The organism is Salinisphaera sp. RV14 (genome assembly GCF_052044135.1).
Taxonomy (GTDB): domain Bacteria; phylum Pseudomonadota; class Gammaproteobacteria; order Nevskiales; family Salinisphaeraceae; genus Salinisphaera.
On the sequence record NZ_JBQDYF010000020.1, the window covers coordinates 27,462 to 46,205 of the forward strand.

The 18,744-nt window shown below is 64.9% G+C and carries 11 protein-coding genes; 1 reads left to right on the forward strand and 10 read right to left on the reverse strand.

Annotated elements, in window-relative coordinates; translation table 11 throughout:
• Window positions 1-70: 70 nt before the first annotated feature.
• From ACS8Y6_RS15535 to ACS8Y6_RS15580, 10 genes are all read right to left on the reverse strand, one after another.
• Window positions 71-1,135, reverse strand: coding sequence for a fatty acid desaturase (locus ACS8Y6_RS15535; protein ID WP_440850629.1), 1,065 nt, complete (start codon window positions 1,133-1,135; stop codon window positions 71-73).
• Window positions 1,136-1,767: 632 nt separating this feature from the next.
• Window positions 1,768-3,291 carry a mercuric reductase gene (locus ACS8Y6_RS15540; protein WP_440850630.1) on the reverse strand — a complete coding sequence of 508 codons (1,524 nt, stop codon included), beginning with the start codon at window positions 3,289-3,291 and terminating at the stop codon, window positions 1,768-1,770.
• Window positions 3,288-4,571 carry a glucoamylase family protein gene (locus ACS8Y6_RS15545; RefSeq protein ID WP_440850664.1) on the reverse strand — a complete coding sequence of 428 codons (1,284 nt, stop codon included), beginning with the start codon at window positions 4,569-4,571 and terminating at the stop codon, window positions 3,288-3,290. The genes ACS8Y6_RS15540 and ACS8Y6_RS15545 overlap by 4 nt, the downstream gene beginning before the upstream one ends.
• A 65-nt stretch (window positions 4,572-4,636) precedes the next feature.
• Window positions 4,637-6,289, reverse strand: coding sequence for a phosphoglucomutase (alpha-D-glucose-1,6-bisphosphate-dependent) (gene pgm, locus ACS8Y6_RS15550; protein WP_440850631.1), 1,653 nt, complete (start codon window positions 6,287-6,289; stop codon window positions 4,637-4,639).
• A 10-nt stretch (window positions 6,290-6,299) separates the two neighbouring features.
• Window positions 6,300-7,988 (reverse strand): glucose-6-phosphate isomerase, encoded by a 1,689-nt coding sequence (pgi, locus tag ACS8Y6_RS15555; protein WP_440850632.1) that lies wholly within the window; start codon window positions 7,986-7,988, stop codon window positions 6,300-6,302.
• On the reverse strand, window positions 7,985-9,079 hold the full coding sequence (tal, locus tag ACS8Y6_RS15560) for a transaldolase (protein ID WP_440850633.1): 1,095 nt from the start codon (window positions 9,077-9,079) through the stop codon (window positions 7,985-7,987). Before tal ends, pgi begins: the two co-directional genes overlap by 4 nt.
• A 16-nt stretch (window positions 9,080-9,095) precedes the next feature.
• The gene (locus tag ACS8Y6_RS15565) at window positions 9,096-9,794 is read right to left on the reverse strand and encodes an HAD family hydrolase (protein WP_440850634.1); all 699 of its coding nucleotides are present in this window, start codon (window positions 9,792-9,794) and stop codon (window positions 9,096-9,098) included.
• On the reverse strand, window positions 9,791-11,218 hold the full coding sequence (zwf, locus tag ACS8Y6_RS15570; protein WP_440850635.1) for a glucose-6-phosphate dehydrogenase: 1,428 nt from the start codon (window positions 11,216-11,218) through the stop codon (window positions 9,791-9,793). Before zwf ends, ACS8Y6_RS15565 begins: the two co-directional genes overlap by 4 nt.
• Window positions 11,215-12,243: a phosphogluconate dehydrogenase (NAD(+)-dependent, decarboxylating) gene (gnd, locus tag ACS8Y6_RS15575; RefSeq protein WP_440850636.1), complete on the reverse strand. Its 1,029-nt coding sequence runs from the start codon at window positions 12,241-12,243 to the stop codon at window positions 11,215-11,217. The genes zwf and gnd overlap by 4 nt, the downstream gene beginning before the upstream one ends.
• Window positions 12,228-16,373, reverse strand: a complete 4,146-nt coding sequence (locus ACS8Y6_RS15580; RefSeq protein ID WP_440855964.1) for a GH36-type glycosyl hydrolase domain-containing protein — start codon at window positions 16,371-16,373, stop codon at window positions 12,228-12,230. The genes gnd and ACS8Y6_RS15580 overlap by 16 nt, the downstream gene beginning before the upstream one ends.
• Window positions 16,374-16,479: 106 nt before the next feature.
• On the opposite strand from ACS8Y6_RS15580, the gene tkt reads away from it, so the two are divergent.
• Window positions 16,480-18,618 (forward strand): transketolase, encoded by a 2,139-nt coding sequence (gene tkt, locus ACS8Y6_RS15585; protein WP_440850638.1) that lies wholly within the window; start codon window positions 16,480-16,482, stop codon window positions 18,616-18,618.
• Window positions 18,619-18,744 lie beyond the last annotated feature (126 nt).

Genomic DNA, 18,744 nt, shown 5'->3' on the forward strand with positions numbered 1-18,744 from the left:
TTGAAGCGGTGATTGGCTCGGGCAATATCAGCCCTCTCGACTGGTTCGCCGACCATGTTCTAAACAGTCCCTACGCGACGCGTTTGCAGGGGACGCGTTTGCAAGGTATGCCGTGCAGGGCCCGCGCCGTTCTGAAAGACACCAGTCGACGTTCCTGCTCGTCCCATAGCACCAGCGGCACACAGCGCAGGCTTTGCCAGAGCGTAATGCGGCCAACCGCGCGTAGTTCGGGATGGTCGCGCAGCACTTCCGCCAGCCGATAGGAGGGCACCCGGCTGCATAGGTGATGGACATGGTGCACGCCAATATTGGCCGTGAACCAGCGCAGGACAGGCGGCAGGTCGTAGTGCGAGCTGCCGTGCAGCGCGGCGTCGTGAAAACGCCAGTCCGATTCCCGCTCCCAATAAGTGGTCTCGAACTGGTGCTGGACATAGAACAGCCAGACGCCATAGGTCGCGGCGACAAGCGTGATCGGCACTTGCACCAGCAGGAACGGCACGAGTCCGATGCACCAGATCAAAAGGCCAGCCAACGCGATGATCGCCACGTTGGTGCCCTGGGTACTCAACCACGGCATCCAGCCCGCGCGCATGAAACCCACCGGCAAACGGTTGTGGACGATGAACAGATAGGCCGGGCCGAGGCCGAACAGCACCAGCGGATGCCGGTACAGTCGATAACGGAGTTGCTGCCCGCGCGACAGGGCCCTGAATTCGCGCACGCTGAGCGTGTCGATGCCGCCAAAATCCTCGCGATCGAGATTACCTGCGGCGGCATGATGCATGGCGTGGGTATGCCGCCAGAAATCGTAGGGCGTGAGCGTCAATACGCCGATGGCGCGGCCGAGCCAGTGATTGGCGCCCCTAGAAGCAAAGAACGAGCCGTGGCCACAGTCATGCTGGATCATGAACAGCCGCACCAGAAAGCCCGCGGCGGGCACGGCCAACAACAAACCGAGCCAGTAGCCGTGGTCCACCGCCGCCCACATCAAGCACCAGATGCCGGCGAACGGGATTAGCGTGATCATCACTTCCAGTACGCTGCGCCTGGCGCTGGGCTCGCGGTATCCGGCCAGTATGCGGACCCATGATTGCGGTTTAACCGTGCTCTGATCGTGGGTGAATTCTGGTTCCATTACAGACTCATGCCCGGACCGGCGGTCCATGGCGTATATCGGAAGCTTTTAACAACAGGCTTCTGGGGCTATCGCGGGGATATCATCCAGGCTGCGATCTTTCGCTCGGTGTGTTTTTCCCGGAGATGTGTCCGGGACGTTCCGGCTGCCTGCTGAACAGCACCGCCCTCATTTTCCCAGCACGAAATCGCACCGTCGTCAGATCCTGCAGGCAAACGGGTGCGTCGCCGGGTCGCCTCGGTCTCGTTGACCAACGGGATGGTCATTATTATGTGCCTTGAATAGCGGTGGTGTTGTCTATCAGTGTCTGCCGCCGTGTCCGGCGTGTCTGTGCGCCAGGCAACACGGTTGAGCGTCGCGGGGATCGCACCGGCCGTCGCGCGCGGAGTCTGGTGCAGTTCATCGGCTGTGTCAGCCTTTGTGATCGAATGCCCGGTCTGCGGCGCCGAGAACATACGCAGCTCGGCGAGTGTTTCTGTGCGTGTTCATGCGGGTCGTGCCTGAGTTTGATCGATTTCGGCGCCCATCGGCTGCAAGGCCAGCGGCCCGGATGAACGACCTGCTGCAGAGATCACGGCGAGCGGACACTGGATCGGGCCACCCGATAGCGGTGGCACGGAGTTGTCCGGTCGTTATCGCCTGAGCCACCCGCGCTGCAGCCATGTGGGCCAGCGCGGCCGAGGGGTTCGGCGACAAGCCTGTGCGGCTTTTCTGATCGCTTCGGCCTGAGTGGGGTAGGCATGAATCACGCCTGCCATGGTGTCCAGACCGATGCCGGCCACGATCGCAAGCGACAGGTCGTTGATCATTTCGCCTGCGTGTCGCGCCACGATGGTGGCGCCCAGGATGGTGTCGGTGCCTTCGCGGACATGGATTTTAACAAACCCTTCCTCCCCGCCGTCGACGATTGCGCGATCGACCTCGTGCATCGGTACCGTGAAGGTCTTTATCGGGATACCACGCTCGCGTGCCTCGCGGACATACAGACCGACATGGGCAATTTCCGGGTCGGTATAGGTACACCAGGGAGTCGTCAGGGCACTCACGCGCCGGCGCTGCCGACACAGCGCATTGTGGACGGCGATTTGCGCCGAGGCATGGGCGGTATCGACAAACTGGTGTTGCATGCAGACGTCGCCAGCCGCGAAGATTCGTCGATTGCTGGTGCGCAGGAAGTCATCCACCCGGATGCCGGCCGTTGTGTCGAAAACGACCCCGGCTGCTTCGAGGTCCAGTCCAGCCACGGCGGGCACGCGACCGATGCCGGTCAATACCGTGTCGGCGGTGAGGGTTGTCACGTCGCCGTCGTTGACTGTTTCGATGACCTTCCGGCCGTTGTCCATGCGGACATTGATGGCGGTGGTATTCAGATGAATCTCGACGCCGTCCTGAGCCAGCGCGGCGCTGAGCAGCTGGGCGGCATCGCGTTCTTCCCGGGGCAGGAACAGCGGTTCGTCGTGGACGATGATGGTGTGCGAGCCGAAGCGGCAGAAAGCCTGGGCGAGCTCGCATCCCACCGGGCCGCCGCCGATTACCAGCAGGCTGGCGGGTAGTTCGGTTAGATCGAACACGGTTTCGTTGGTCAGGTAGCCGGCTTCGGTCAGCCCCGGAAGGGTCGGCAGCAACGACCGCGAGCCGGTGGCGATGAGCGCTTTCTTGAACGTCAGCCGGGTGCCATCGAGATCGATGGCATCGTCGCTGACGAAACGCGCCGCACCGAAAAACAGGTCGATGCCCAGGGCGGCAACGCTCGCTGCGGAATTGAGATGGCCCAGACGCGCGCGGATGCGACGCATACGTTCCATCGCGAGTGGGAAATCGACGTCGACGTGTGCCGGGGCGCGTGCGCCGTAGTGAGCGGCATCGCGCATCTCTGCGTATAGACGCGAGGTTCTGATCAGCGCCTGTGCCGACACCGAGCCGTAGTTCAGCGAAACGCCGCCCAGCAGATGACTTTCGACCAGCGCGACGCGAGCGCCGAGGGCTGCCGCGCTGCGTGCCGCAGTCAGCCCGGCAGGCCCGGCGCCGATGACCAGCCAGTCGTAGGGCAGGCGGGGCCGCGGGTTGCGCCAGTCGGCCGGCCGAGCGTGGGCGCAGAGTTCCTGATCTGAGGTGCTCGCGCAGGGATAGTCGAGCGCAGGGCCGACTGACTTCATGGCTTGGCCGGTTCGGAGTGCTTCAACCAACCGCCACGAAAGCCGGCGCGGCGCAGGCCGGCTCGAATGCAGGGCAGATTTCGTGTCAGGCGCCAGGGCAGCCCGGACCGGTAGTTTTCGATCATCAACACGATCATGCCCTGGTCTAGACCAAACAGATCGGTCGTGGTCCAGGCTTTCGCGGGGGTGTCTCCGAGCGTGGCATTGAAGCCGCTGGCACGGATCAGATCGACGCCGTGTGCAACACCGTCCGCCTGAAGCGCACGCAACGCCGGCAGAACGATCTCGGGCGCGAAGACCAGCGACGAGGCGGTCGCCGAACCGGCAATCGTGCCGTCGTCGAGGCCGAAGGGCACACCACGCGCGGCATAGCCATAGAAGAACTGCTCGCGCCCGGCCACCTGTCGGGCATCGCCGCTAGGGCCGTCGCCGGCCGACAAGCCCCAATGCTCGGCGTCGTAGCCGGCGAAGCTCTTTGGATTGTGGATCGCATACTCGCGCTGGATATAGGTCGCGCGCCGGCTGTTCTCGAAATAATCGCAGTTCTTCTCGCGCATGAAGTCATCGCGGATGCCGCGGAAATCGATCCAGGCTTGCGAGAACTGGTGAATGAACAGCGGCCCGGCGTACAGGAAATCGTAGCCGTACAGATGTTCCCATTGGTAGGTCATCGTCCAGGCGCGAAAACTCTGTTCGGTCAGCGCATGGGTGGGTGAGCCCAGCCCCAGCGCGTAGAGCAGCAGCGCCTCGCTGTAACCTTCCCAGCCGTAGTGGAGGAAACCGCATTCCGGCTTCCAGCCCTGCATGACGGTGTCGCCGTCGTCCTGCATCCAGCGCCAGTCGACCCGCTCGTAGAGGGCGTTGGCCAGCTGGCGGAGTTCGGTTTCGTCGCGCGTGTCGGCGTCGAAGTAGGCCGCAGCGCTCAGCATGCCGGCGATCAGGAGGGTTGTATCGATCGGCGAGAGTTCGCAATGCCAGACGCGGGTGCCGAGCTGCATATCCAGAAAGTGGAAGTAGAAACCATGAAAACCGCTGGCAGTGGCGCTGCCCGACTGATCGCAGGCCATGAAGAAACGAAGGCTAGCGAGCGTGCGCTGTACCGCCTCGGCGCGCTCGATCCAGCCGTGTTCGACCCCGATGGGTAATGCCGACAGGGCAAAACCAACCACCGCGATACTGCACGGCGCGTCGTCGCGCGTGGTGTCGGCGACCAGGCCGTTGTCGCGGTTGACGCATTGCAGGAAATAATCGAATGCCGTGCGTTGCAGGCGGTCGAGCATCGCGCCGTCGGAGGTGGCGCCGGCAGCGATGGCGGCCGGGTCGGGCGCCGTGGCAGAGTGCGTGGTCACGGTGTGGCGATCGCCTGGTCGACGATGGCCTGCGCTTCTTTCAGAATGCGTTGCAGATGGGCCTCGTCGTCGAAGCTCTCGGCGTAGATTTTGTAGATGTCTTCGGTGCCCGACGGGCGAGCGGCGAACCAGCCGTTGGCGGTCATCACCTTGATGCCGCCGATCGGCGCGCCGTTGCCGGGCGCGGTATCGATGATCCCGGTAATCGGCTCGCCGGCGAGTTCGTGGGCGCTGATGCGGTGTGGCGTGAGCGCGGCCAGCGCTTGTTTCTGCGCCGGGGTGGCCTTGGCTTCGACGCGGTCGGCCAGCGGGCACCCGAGTTCGTCGGTGAGCTTGTTGTACAAGGCGCCGGGATCATGGCCGCAGCGCGCGGTGATTTCGGCTGCCAGTAGGGCGGGCACAATGCCATCCTTGTCGGTGGTCCACACCGACCCGTCGCGGCGCAGGAACGATGCCCCAGCGCTTTCCTCGCCGCCGAAACCGAGCGAGCCGTCGAACAGCCCCGCAGAAAACCACTTGAAGCCGACCGGCACTTCGACCAGCGGCCGGCCCAGCCGCGCGCTCACACGGTCGATCAGGCCGGTGCTGACCACGGTCTTGCCCACTGCGGCCTGCGCGCTCCATTGCGGGCGGTGGCTAAACAGATAATCGATGGCGACTGCTAGATAGTGGTTGGGTGCCAGCAAACCGGCCTGGCCGGTGACGATCCCGTGCCGGTCGTGGTCGGTGTCGCAGCCGAAGGCGATGTCGTAACGATCCTTGAGATCGAGCAAGCGCTGCATTGCATAGGGCGACGAGGGATCCATGCGAATCCGGCCGTCCCAGTCGACGGTCATGAAGGCAAACGTCGGATCGACTACGTCGCTGACCACGGTGAGGTCCAGCCGGTAGTGCTCGGCGATGCGTGCCCAGTAGTGCACGCCGGCGCCGCCCAGCGGGTCGACGCCCATATGCACCTCGGCTGCGCGGATCGCATCCATGTCGACGACCTGGCCGAGATCGGCGACATAGGCGGTGACGAAATCGTGGCGATGCGTGGTTGCTGCCTGCAGCGCGCGGTTGCAGGGGATTCGCTTAATTCCGGCCAGGTCCTTTTCGAGCAGGGCGTTGGCCGCGTTCTCGATGGCGTCGGTGATGTGCTCGTCGGCCGGCCCGCCGTTCGGCGGGTTGTACTTGAAGCCGCCGTTGTCCGGCGGGTTGTGGGACGGGGTCACCACGATACCGTCCGCCAGCCCGGATGTACGCCCGCGGTTGTAGGTCAGAATCGCGTGCGAGATCGCCGGTGTCGGCGTGTATTCGTCGTCGGTGGCCAGCATGGTTTCGACCCCGTTGCCGGCAAGCACCTCGATGGCGCTGGCCCGGGCGGGTTCCGACAGCGCGTGGGTATCGATGCCGAGAAACAGCGGCCCGTCGATGTCCTGGCTTTTGCGGTAGTCGCAGATCGCCTGCGTGATCGCCAGCACATGACGTTCGTTGAACGACAATGCGAACGACGAGCCCCGATGCCCGGAGGTGCCGAAGGCGACGCGTTGCGCCGGCACGCCCGGATCCGGCAGCCCGGTGTAATAGGCGCTCACCAGCCGGGGTACATTGACCAGCAGATCTAGCGGGGCGGGTTTGCCGGCGAGCGGGCTGATGCGTGTGGCCATGGGATGCGCCTCAGATGGCAGCGGTGGGCAAACGGGCCGCATCGTCGGCCCGCTTGCGGCGATAGCGCTCGATCAACGCGTTGGTCGAGCTGTCATGGGTGCGCGGCACGGCGCCGTCGGGCTTGAGCTCCGGCAACAGTCGCTGGGCCAATGCCTTGCCCAGTTCCACGCCCCACTGGTCGAACGAATCGATATCCCAGATCACGCCCTGGACGAACACGCTGTGCTCGTAGAGGGCGACCAGCGAGCCCAGGGTCGCCGGCGTCAGCCGGTCGGCCAGCAGGGTGTTGCTTGGGCGGTTGCCCTCGAAGACACGATGGGGTGCCAGCGCCGCCCCTATGCCTTCGGCCGCGACTTCGCTGGCGGTCTTGCCGAACGCCAGCGCCTGGCTCTGCGCGAACAGGTTGGCCATCAGCAGGTCATGCTGGCCGCCGAGCGGATTCAAGCTCTGGCAGAAGCCGATGAAATCGCAGGGCACCAGCCGCGTGCCCTGATGGATCAGCTGGTAGAACGAATGCTGGCCATTGGTGCCGGGCTCGCCCCAGAGGATCGGCGCGGTCTGAGTTGCTACCGGGGCGCCGGCGCGGGTGATGTGCTTGCCGTTGCTCTCCATGGTCAACTGCTGCAGATAAGCCGGAAAACGCGTCAGGTATTGCGCGTAGGGCAGCACCGCGACGGTGGTCGCACCCAGGAAATTGTTGTTCCAGATCGCCAGCAGCGCCATCAGCACCGGCAGGTTCTGCGCCAGCGGCGCGTGCTGGAAATGCTCGTCCATGGCGTGGAAGCCGGCGAGCATGGCGTGGAAGTGCTCGGGGCCGATCGCAATCATGTTGGCCAGCCCGATCGCCGAATCCATCGAGTAGCGGCCGCCGACCCAGTCCCAGAAACCGAACATCTGGTCGGCCGCGATGCCGAACGCGGTGACGCCTTCGATGTTGGTGGAGACCGCAACGAAGTGTCGTGCCACGGCTGCGTCATCGCCGAGCTGGGCGATACACCAGTCGCGTGCGGCATGCGCGTTGGTCAGTGTTTCCTGGGTCGTGAAGGTCTTGGAACAGACGATGAACAGGGTTTCGGCGGCGTCGAAGCCACGCAGCGTCTCGACCAGATCGGTCGCATCAACATTCGAGACGAAACGCACGGTGAGGTCGCGCCGGCTGTAGTGGCGCAGGGCCTCGAAGGCCATCACCGGGCCGAGGTCCGAACCGCCGATACCGATATTCACGACGTTGCGGATCCGTTTGCCGGTATGGCCCAGCCAGCGCCCGCCGCGTACATCCTCGGCGAACCGCGTCATGCGGGCGAGCACCGTGTGCACTTCAGCGACGACATCCTGGCCGTCGACCACGATCTTCTGGCTCGCCGGTGCTCGCAACGCCACGTGCAGCACCGCGCGCTGTTCGGTGGTGTTGATTGCCTCGCCGCGGAACATGGCGTCCCTGCGCTCGCACAGGCCGCGGTCTTGCGCCAGCGCAATCAGTAGTTCGAGCGTGTGCGCGGTCACGCGGTTCTTCGAGTAGTCAAGGAACCAGCCGGCCGCTTCGGCCGTGAAAGTCGTACCGCGCTCGGCATCGCCCGGGAACAGATCCCGCAGATGCGTGTGACCCATATCGTCATGATGTGCGACCAAGGCCTGCCATGCCGGACGCGCGGTCAGCGCGTCCGAAGAGGTGTGGGGTCGATGGGTCGCGCTGCTCATGGGGTGGCCTCGGCGACCGGCGGGCACTTGGCTTGGATCTGCTTCAGCAGGGTTTGCCACGAGGCCGAGAAGGACTCGGCCCCTTCGCGCTGCAGCCGCGCGGCGAGGGCGTCGGTATCGATACCGGCCTGCGTAAACGTCTGCAGCGCGGTGTCGGCGGCGCCGCCGTCGACGGCTAACGGCTCGCTCGCCCGGCCGTGATCTGCGTATGCATGCAGTGTTTTCTCCGGCATCGTGTTGATGGTGTCGGGGGCAGCGAGCGCCTCGACATAGAGCGTGTCGGGTTCGGCCGGGTCCTTGGTGCCGGTGCTGGCCCAAAGCAGCCGTTGCGGCTGTGCGCCGGCGTCGGCCAGGGCCTGCCAGCGGTCCGAGGCCAGCAGGTCGCGATAGGCACGATAGGTCACACCGGCGATGGCGATGCCCAGACGGTTGTGAAGCACCTTGGGAACTTCCTTGTTCGCGGCGACATCCCAGCGGCTGATGAACAGCGATGCCACCGACCCCACTTTCGGATCCAGGCCGGCCTCGATACGGCGTTCGATGCCGCGCAGGTAGGCATCGGCCGCCGCCAGATACTGTTCGCGTGAGAACAGCAGGGTGACGTTGACCGGGATGCCGGCGAAAATCGATGCCTCGATGGCCGCCAGGCCGGCTGCCGTACCGGGAATCTTGATGAATAGATTCTCGCGTGCGGCCGTTGCATGCAGGTCGGCCGCCGCTTCGATGGTCTTGGGCGCATCGTCTGCCAGCAGCGGCGAGACTTCCAGCGAGACCCAGCCATCCACACCGTCGCTGGCATCAAAGGCCGGTCGCAGCAGATCAGCGGCGCGTTGCAGGTCGTCTATCGCGAGCGCAAAGAAGATCTGCTCGATCGTCGAGTGACGGTCGCGGGCGAGTTCGGTGATCGCCGTATCGTAATCGTTGCCGTGGCCGATCGCGTGCTCGAAGATCGTCGGGTTCGAGGTCAGACCGGTCACCGACAGGTCGGCGATGTAGGACGCCAGTGTGCCGTCGTCGAGCAGGCGGCGGGTGATGTTGTCGAGCCAGAGGCTCTGGCCGAGTTGGTGGAGTGCTTTTGTATTGGGATTCATGGGTGTGCGTCCGGCGTCATGGGTGGGCCGCGTCGGCGACGTTGAGCCAGCGCGATATGTCGAGATTATTCAGGTCACCGATGTGCTCGACCGTGTGGTCGGGCGGCGGATAGCGGTCGGTGGACGTGGCGTCGAGCGCATAGTGGCCCTGGCGCGGGAAGATTGTGATCACCCGTTCGCCCCAGACCCGCTTGATGGCCGTGAGCAACCGCAACTTGTCGTCGACGACGACATAGCGCGCCGCCGGATACCGGGCCTCGATCGCGGCAAGCCGCTGTTCCTTGTGAACATAGATCAGCACGCGGCCATCGACCGCATCCCACAGGCCCGAGCGCTGGATCTTGCGCGGCTGCAACACGACATCGCCGTCGCTCAGGATCACGGTCGGTCCGAACCCGGCCAGGCGCTGGAGGAGGTCGAGCGCGCCCGGGAACAGGCACTCGGCGAAGGGGTAGTCGATCAGGAAGCTCGACAGCTGCAGCAGGCGCTGCTCCTGGAGACCCACGGTTTCGATGTCGGCCCGGTAGCGCTGTAGGGCGCCGAGATAATCGGCATAGCCCAGTTCGGCCCGCAATGCTTCGAAGGCGCTCCAGTAGCACGCCGCGCTGTCAGCGCCGAACGCCTGCTCGAGGCGGTGGTGCAGGTCGGCGACGAAGCGATCGGTGTCGAGCAGGGTGTTGTCGACATCGAGGAGGAACACCCAATCCGGTGTCATGACGGCGGCTCCTCCGGCTGCGGATCGTGCCAGGTGCCATCGCCAGCGATCAGCGTGTCGGCGCCTGCCGGTCCCCAGCTGCCCGGCGCGTAGGCTACTACCGGGGCATGCTCGCCGAGCACCGGCTCGACCACGGCCCAGGCCGCCTCGACGGCGTCCTGACTCGTGAACAGCGCGCCGTCGCCCGCCATCGCATCGCCGAGCAGCCGCTCGTAGGGTGTTTCCGCCTGGTGGTTGTCCTCGTGCAGATAGAGTTCACGCTGGTTACCCACGAATGCCTTGCCCGGCTGCTTGATCCGGGCGGCCAGGGCAATCGACGAGGCCGGCTGCAGCTTGAACCGCAGGTAGTTCGCAGGTCCTGCGCCGGGGTCGGCGTCATCGAATAGATGTTGCGGCGGGGCATGCAGTTGTACCCGGACTTCGACGGCAGTCGTGGGCAGCCGCTTGCCGGCCCGCAGATACCAGGGCACCCCGCCCCAGCGCCAGGAATCGATGAACAGGCGCGCCGCACAGAAGGTCTCGACATCCGAGTCGGGCGCCACATTCGCCTCCTGCCGGTAGCCGTTGTACTGCCCGCGTACCAGGGCGTCGGCCGTCAGCGGTTGCATGGCCCGAAGCACGCTGGCCTTGGCGCTGTGGACGACCGCGAAACTCTGGAAGGCAGGCGGTTCCATCGCCAGCAGGGCGACGATCTGGAACAGATGATTCTCGACTACGTCACGCAGGCAACCGGCGCTTTCATAGAAGCCGCCGCGCTCGCCGACCCCGAATGCTTCGGCCAGCGTCACCTGCACGCTCGCTACGTAGTTGCGGTTCCAGATCGGCTCGAGGAACGAATTGGCGAAGCGGAAGTAGAGGATGTTCATGATCGCATCCTTGCCGAGGTAATGATCGATGCGAAAAATCGCGTCTTCCGGGAAGACCGAGCGGGCGATGGCGTTGAGCTCGCGTGCGGATGCCACATCGCGTCCGAAGGGCTTTTCTACGATGACGCGGGCGTTCTCGGCCAGGCCGGCGGCACCGAGACTGCGGATCACCGTGGGAAACAGGGCCGGCGGAATCGCCAGGTAATGGGCTGGCCGTTCGGCGGCGCCGAGCGCCTTCTTCAGCGCTGCGAAGGTGCCCTCATCGGCGTAGTCGCCGGCGACATAGTCGAGCAGCGATATCAGCTGGTCAAAGGCGGCCTCGTCGTCGATGGCGGCGTCCTGTTCCACGCTGGCGCGTACATGGCGATGCCATTCGTCGGTGTCCCAGGGCGAGCAAGCCACGCCGATCACCGGCACGGTGAGCGTGCCTTTCCTGACCATCGCGTAGAGCGCCGGAAAGATCTTCTTGCTGGCTAGATCGCCGCTGAAGCCGAAAATTACCAACGCGTCCGAATGCGCGGCTTCGTCGGTTGACTGAGATAGCGTGGCCGGACTCATTCGGACGACTCCTCGTGCGGTTTCTCAACATGGCCACCGAACTCGTGGCGCATGGCAGAGAGCAAGCGATTGGCAAAGTCGGCTTCGCCGCGTGAGGCAAAACGTTCGTACAATGCAGTGGTGAGCACCGGCGCGGGCACCGCCTCGTCGATCGCCGCCTGAATGGTCCAGCGGCCTTCGCCGGAATCCGAGACTCGGCCGTCGTAGCCGGACAGCTGGGAATCGTCCAACAGTGCATCGGCGGTCAGGTCGAGCAGCCAGGAGCCGATGACGCTGCCGCGGCGCCAGACTTCGGCGATCTTGGGCAGGTCCAGCTGGTATTGGTAGAACTCGGGCTCGCGCAGCGGCGCCGTTTCGGCGTCGCTTGTGGGCGGGTGCCTGCCGATATCGGCGTGATGCAGAATAGCCAGCCCTTCGGCGTAGGCCGCCATCACGCCGTATTCAATGCCGTTGTGCACCATCTTCACGAAATGACCGGCGCCGCTCGGGCCGCAGTGCAGAAACCCCTGCTCGGCCGGCCCGGGCGTACCGCTGCGTCCGCGGGTGCGGGCGACTGAGCCGACCCCGGGGGCGAGTGCGGAGAAGATCGGTTCCAGGTGGGCGACGATCTCGTTCTCGCCGCCGATCATCAGACAGTAGCCGCGCGTCTCGCCGGCGACGCCGCCGCTGGTGCCGACGTCGACATAATGCGTGCCGGCGACCGCCATCTTCTGCGCGCGGCCGATATCGTCGCGGTAGTAGGAATTGCCCCCGTCGATCACGATGTCGCCGGGTTCCAGATGGATGGTCAGAGCATCCAGCGCCGAGTCGACGACCGCCGCCGGGACCATCAACCAGATCGCGCGCGGCGGGTCCATGGTCTGCACCAGTTCGGCCATCGAAGTCGCGCCGACCGCACCGAGCTTGCACAACGGCGCCATCGCCTCGGGTTGCGTGTCGTGAACGATGCACGCATGCCCCTGGTTCATCAGGCGTCGAACCATGCTCGCGCCCATCCGGCCCAGACCGATCATTCCGAGTTGCATGGCGCTCTCCGATTTATTTGTTGCTGATCGTGGTTGCTGCCTACGATCACGACGATCGAATGCGATTCGCCATCGTCGGTCAGCGTGAGCGTGCCGTGCGGGGCTTCGATACCATCGAGCGTAGTGCTCGAAAGTGCCGAGTCGCCCGCCTGGCATGCGATGTCGTATGACGTTGCGCCGAGGCGATACTGCAGACCGAACGAGGCCCAGTCTTTCGGTAGCAGCGGTCGGACGGTGAGTTCATTTCGACGCCGTCTAAGGCCGAGGAGCGACTCGGTAATCAGTTGATACAACCAGCCTGCCGAGCCGGTGTACCAGGTCCAGCCGCCGCGGCCGGCGTGCGGCGCGAAGGCATAGACATCGCCGGCCACGACGTAGGGTTCGACCTGATAAGTGGCCACAGCCTCGGCGCTTTCGGCGTGGCTCAGTGGATTGAGCAAGGTCAACAGTTCCCAGGCGCGCTCGGCATCGCCCAGCGCGGCGAAAGCCATGGCCGCCCAGACTGCCGCATGGGTATATTGACCGCCGTTTTCGCGCACGCCGGGCACATAGCCCTGGATATAACCCGGCGATGGCTTCGAGGTATCGAAGGGCGGCTCAAGCAACTGAATGAGCCGTGTATCGCGATGCACCAGGTGCCGGTCGAGAGCGTCCATCGCGGCCTGCGCTCTTTCGGTTGGTGCGGCACCGGACAAGACCGCCCAACTCTGGGCGATCGAGTCGATCCGGCATTCGCTGTTCTCGGCCGATCCGAGCACCGTGCCGTGGTCAAACCACGCGCGTCGATACCACCCGCCGTCCCAGCCGCAGGCGTTGACCCGTTCGCCCAGTTGTTGCGCTTCGTGTTCGCACAGATCGGCGAAGACGGAATCGGCGTGCTCACGGGCCAGCGGCGCGAAGCGTGTGAGCACCGTGATCAGGAAGAAGGCCATCCAGACGCTTTCACCCTTGCCCTCGGCGCCTACGAGATTCATGCCGTCGTTCCAGTCGCACGACCCCATGAGCGGCAGGCCGTGGCGGCCGTAGGACAGGCCGTGGCGGATCGCGCGTACAGCGTGTTCATACAGGCTCGCAGTGTCCGCAGACGAGCGGGGGTTTTCGTAGTTCGATGCTTCGCCTGCATGCAAGGGGCGGCTTTCAAGAAATGGGCAGGATTCGTCCAGCACGCCGTCGTCGCCGGTGGTCTCGACGTAGCGGCAGATCGCCAGCGGCAGCCACAGAAAATCGTCCGCACAATGCGTACGCACGCCCTTGCCGTTGGGCGGGTGCCACCAATGCTGGGCGTCGCCTTCCACGAACTGACGTGAGGCGGCGCGCAGCAGGTGCTCGCGTACCAGGCCCGGCGCGGCGTGGACCAGCGCCATCACATCCTGCAATTGATCGCGAAAACCGAACGCGCCGCTGGATTGGTAGAACCCGGTGCGACCCCAGAGGCGCGAGGCGATGACCTGGTACAGCAGCCAGCCATTGGCCAGGGCATTCAGTTCCCGGTCCGGCGTCTGTACCTGGACCGCGCCCAGCGTGCGCTGCCAATAGGCCTGCACCGCCTCGAGCGTCTCCTGTGCCGCCGCATCGCCGCGGGATGCATGGACCCGTTCGTGTGCCTCGGTTGGTGTCTTGCCGGCACCGAGCCGGAAGACGACCACCCGTTCCTGCCCGGGGGCCAGGTCGAATACGACGCGTAGCGCGGCGCAGGGATCGAGTGCTGCGCCGACGCGGCCGGATAACCGCGCCCGGGCGATCGCGGCAGGTGCGGCCAGGGAACCGCCGGCGCCAAGGAAGTCACCGCGGTCGGCGCAGGCTTCTACAGTGCCGTCGGCGTCAGGCGCGTCGACGGTGAAGAAAGCCGTGCGCTCGGCGAAGTCCGTGTTGTAGGCATTGCGGGCGAACAGAGCGCCGGCTGCCTGGTCGAATTCAGTGACCATGTGCATCAGCGTCTTCGCGCGTTCGTCGCCGAGCACCCAGTCGAGATAGCCCGTCACCGAGAGTCGGCGAGCTTGGTCCGAGTGGTTGCGCAGGGTCAGTACCGAGAACTTGATCGGCGCATCGATGACTACGTGGATCGACAGTTCGGATTCGATCCCGTCCTCGGTGTGTTCGAACACGCTGTAGCCGAAGCCGTGGCGCGTGACGTATGGACTGGCGCCCGGGGTGGGCAGCAGGCTGGGGGACCAGAAGTGGCCGCTGCCCTCGTCGCGGATGTAAAAAGCTTCGGTATTGGCGTCGCCGACCGGGTCGTTCGACCAGGGCGTCAGGCGAAACTCGTGCGCGTTTTCGCTCCAGGTGGTTGCGCTGCCACTTTCCGACACCAGGGTGCCGAAGTCCGGATTCGCGATCACGTTGACCCAGGGCGCAGGCGTCATCTGCGCCGTCGATGCCATGATGACGTACTCATGCGCATCGGGCGTGAAACCGCTTTTAAATGGTTTGTCGCTGTTTATGGCACGGTCAGCAACGGCAGTCGGCGTTGAGCGCCCGGGCGGTTCCGGGCTCGCGGCATCCGTTGGAGCCGCCCGCCGCATGACCTGTTCAGTCAGCGACCCGGCGGTGTCATGAACCACGACGCGGGCGACGCTTTGCAACAGGATCCGATCGTCGGCGTCGAACTGCGCGTCGTCGAGCACGAAAATCCCGTCGGGCTTGTCGAGTAATGCCGCACCGGAGCTCGAACCGACTAACGCGCGCACCTGGCCGATGAGGGTCGGATCGCGGTGGTCGGTACCTGCCGCGCAGAGAATGGCCAGTTCACTTGCAAGACCATGCGCTTGCCAGTACGCGTGGGCTTGAATCAGTTGCCGCGTGAGGTCGAGTCGGTCCCGGTCGGTCAGGCGCAGCAACACGATGGCGACATCGCCGGAGATGCCGAATTTCCAGAGATCCGATTGGCCGCGGCGGTTCTGCGCGATGACGTTCGCATCGGCACGCAACGAGCCGTCCATATAAAGGATGGCCGCCGCCATTCGCGCATAGACCAGCGCATCGGCGTTGCTTGCCTGCAATGCCTGCAGCGTGGTTGCTTGATAGGTGTTGGTCTGTTCGAGAATGCCGGCGCTGACGCGTCCGTCGCAGACCGTGCGCGCCAGCTTTACACAGGCCTCATGCGTCGCCGCGATGCCCGTGATCCAGTCGATTGTGACCGATGCCCCCGGATCGAGAACGAATGGGACCCGGATGGCCGCGATGGCGTCGAGCACCGGGCCTGCGCTGCCCGAGAGCGGCGCGCTTGTATCCAGCGCCAGCGGATCGGCGCTGCTGCGCCCGCGACCGATAAAGCGTTTGCGGTCGGTCTCATAGGAAACTGGACTGGCGTCGCCAGTGCGGACCCTAGCCAGATGAAACAGCCATGGCGTGGGATCGTCAGGCGTGCTCGGGCGCCGGGTCGCCAGAATGGCTTGGAGGTCCGGCTCGATCTGGGTCTGGATAAATAATTTGCTGAAGGCCGGGTGTGCCGAGTCGGTGGCCGCAGGGGCCAGAACGATCTCGGCATAGCTGGTCGCGCTGAGGGTTCTTTTTTGGTCGGAATGATTGGTGACGACGAGACGGCGAAGCTCGACGTCGGCATCCACTGCCACGGCGATCTCCGTGCGCGCCTCGATGTCGTGGTCGAAACGTCGAAATGTCGCGCGACCGGCCGCAAAGTCATATGAGTAGACTTCGGGGGGCTGCCGCGACGGCTGTAATGTAGTCGACCAGCTCGCCTCGCGCGTTTCGTCGCGCAGATAACAGAAGGTTCCCCAGGAATCGAGCGTTGCGTCTTCACGCCAGCGGACGAGCGCGAGCCCCTGCCAACGGCTGTAGCCACCGCCGGCCGCCGAGATCATCACGTGGTAGGCACCGTTCGACAGCAACTGAATGTCGGGCATGACTGAAACGATTCGCGGAGTATCCGGACATAAAGATGCCTTCGCGGCGGCCGTGCGTCTGTGCGCTGGCAGACGGACGCAGTGGCGGACCGGGCCCAGAGTTCGGCCATGGATACGGTTGTTTTCGGATCTGCGGTTAGCGTGCCGTCGCGAAAGGGGAGAGCCTCTGGAACGGTCGACAATCGGTGGGGTAATGCGCAGGTGGCGCCGTTCCGTGGACCGCCATGCTTTCGCCTGTAGCACGCAGCGAGTGGCCAGCGCAGGCATGGTTTGTATGTTTCCGTGACGCGAGTGAAGGCCGACGTTCGACCGATGCTCTACGTCGATGTGCGTCAACGACGCGCCCTGATCGAGTCATGCCAGAGGTGGCTTCATGTCCCATTCGCTTGAATTGGAATGCATCAATACACTGCGCTTCCTCGCGGTCGACATGGTGCAGAAGGCCAACAGCGGCCACCCCGGCTTGCCGCTGGGGGCCGCGGCCATGGCTTATACGCTGTGGACGCAGCAACTGAAGCACCACCCGGACAACCCGAACTGGGCCGACCGTGACCGCTTCGTGTTGTCGGCCGGGCACGGTTCGGCGTTGCTTTACAGCCTGTTGTATGTGACCGGCTATGGCCTGTCGTTGGATGATCTCAAGCACTTCCGCAAATGGGGCAGCCAGACCCCGGGTCACCCGGAGCGCGGGCATACGCCGGGCGTCGAAATCACCACGGGCCCATTGGGCCAGGGCCTGGCGAACGCGGTTGGCATGGCCATCGGCGAAGCGCATCTTGCCGCGCGCTACAACCGCGATGGCCATGTGCCGATCGATCATCGCACCTGGGCCATCGTCAGCGATGGCGATCTCATGGAAGGCATTGCCTCGGAGGCGGCCTCGCTGGCGGGGCACCTGCGGCTCGGCAAGCTGGTCTGTCTCTACGACGACAACCGGGTCACGCTGTCGGCCGGCATCGATATCACCTTCTCGGAAGACCGCGCGCAACGTTTTGCGGCCTATGGTTGGCAGACGCTGACCGTGGCCGACGGTAACGATGTAGCCGCTATCGGTGCCGCGTTGGAGGCGGCCCGCGCCGATACCGACCGGCCGACGCTGATTCTCGTGCGGACGCATATCGGCTTCGGTTCGCCCGAGCAGGACAGCTACAAGGCACATGGCTCGCCATTGGGCGTGGCGGACGTGAAACAGACCAAGGAGACGCTGGGCTGGCCGGTCGATCCGCCGTTTCTCGTGCCCGCCTCGGCGCTGGCGTTCTTTCGACAGGCGTGTGAACGTGGAGCGCAGGCCGAGGCGGATTGGACCGCGCGCATGAGCGCCTATGAGCGCGCTTTTCCGGAACTGGCCGCGGAACTCGAAGGGCGGCTGTGCGGCGATCTGCCGCCGGGCTGGGATACAGATATGCCGGTCTTCCCGGCCGATGCCAGGGGCATGGCGACGCGCGTAGCCGGCGGCACTGTGATGAACGCCATCGCGCCGCGCTTGCCGACATTGATAGGCGGCTCGGCCGATCTCGACCCGTCCACCCATACCGAGCTCAAGGCGTTGGGCGACTTTGAACCGGCCGAGATGGCCGCCGTCGACACCCAGGGCAGCGACGGCGGCGGCTGGAGCCGTGCCGGGCGAAACCTGCATTTCGGCGTGCGCGAACATGCCATGGGCGCGATCGTGAACGGCTTAGCGGCCCATGGCGGTTTCCTGCCCTATGGCTCGACCTTTCTGATCTTTTCCGACTACATGCGCCCGGCGATCCGGCTGGCGGCGCTGATGGGGCTGCACGTGATTCACGTGTTCACGCACGACAGCATCGCGGTGGGCGAAGACGGGCCAACGCACCAACCCGTGGAGCAGCTGGCGAGCCTGCGGGCCATTCCCCATCTCAGCGTGATCCGGCCCGCCGATGCCAACGAGACCGCCGTTGCGTGGCGAGTCGCCGTGCAAACTCGTGATCGACCGGTGCTGCTCGTGCTGACACGGCAGAACCTGCCGACGCTCGATCGCACTCGATACGCCAGCGCCGAGGGCCTGCGCCGTGGCGCCTACAGCCTGTTACCGCCAACGCCCGACGCCGCCGCGGACAACGAGCTGCCGGCGCTGATTCTAATGGCTAGTGGTTCTGAAGTCGGGCTGATTCTGGCGGCAGCCGAGGTCCTCCAGAGCCAAGGTGTCGCTGTGCGCTGCGTATCGATGCCGAGTTGGGATTTGTTCGATGCCCAGTCGCTGACGTATCGCGAGGAGATATTGCCGCCTGCGGTATCGGCCCGCCTGGCGGTGGAACTCGGCGCGACGCAGGGCTGGCACCGTTATGTGGGCGATCGCGGCGATGTGCTGGGTATCGACAGCTTCGGCGCATCGGCGCCTGCCGACATTCTGCTGCCCGAGTACGGCTTCACGATCGAGGCGGTGGTGGCGCGTGCCCTCCGGTTGGTCGCCGTTAATCGCGGTTCATACGGTACGCATTCTGTGCCGACGACGTGGAGCCCAGCGACTGATCCAACAGAGAGGGGATGATCCCGGCTAACGTGCGATGCGTGCAGTCCGGGAATCATTCTCGACACGCCTGACGAATGCCGTATTGACCGCTGCCAACGCACCAGCCGTTGTCTTCGACGATTATTGGCGACTGGCTGGGGGATC

Bases quoted from the DNA above. Each gene is read 5' to 3' on its own strand.
- tkt (WP_440850638.1), top strand. From the start codon at position 16,480: ATGTCCCATTCGCTTGAATTGGAATGCATCAATACACTGCGCTTCCTC.
- ACS8Y6_RS15565 (WP_440850634.1), bottom strand. From the start codon at position 9,794: ATGACACCGGATTGGGTGTTCCTCCTCGATGTCGACAACACCCTGCTC.
- ACS8Y6_RS15535 (WP_440850629.1), bottom strand. From the start codon at position 1,135: ATGGAACCAGAATTCACCCACGATCAGAGCACGGTTAAACCGCAATCA.
- gnd (WP_440850636.1), bottom strand. From the start codon at position 12,243: ATGCAACTCGGAATGATCGGTCTGGGCCGGATGGGCGCGAGCATGGTT.
- tal (WP_440850633.1), bottom strand. From the start codon at position 9,079: ATGAATCCCAATACAAAAGCACTCCACCAACTCGGCCAGAGCCTCTGG.
- zwf (WP_440850635.1), bottom strand. From the start codon at position 11,218: ATGAGTCCGGCCACGCTATCTCAGTCAACCGACGAAGCCGCGCATTCG.
- pgm (WP_440850631.1), bottom strand. From the start codon at position 6,289: ATGGCCACACGCATCAGCCCGCTCGCCGGCAAACCCGCCCCGCTAGAT.
- ACS8Y6_RS15580 (WP_440855964.1), bottom strand. From the start codon at position 16,373: ATGCCTGCGCTGGCCACTCGCTGCGTGCTACAGGCGAAAGCATGGCGG.
- ACS8Y6_RS15540 (WP_440850630.1), bottom strand. From the start codon at position 3,291: ATGAAGTCAGTCGGCCCTGCGCTCGACTATCCCTGCGCGAGCACCTCA.
- ACS8Y6_RS15545 (WP_440850664.1), bottom strand. From the start codon at position 4,571: ATGCTCGACCGCCTGCAACGCACGGCATTCGATTATTTCCTGCAATGC.
- pgi (WP_440850632.1), bottom strand. From the start codon at position 7,988: ATGAGCAGCGCGACCCATCGACCCCACACCTCTTCGGACGCGCTGACC.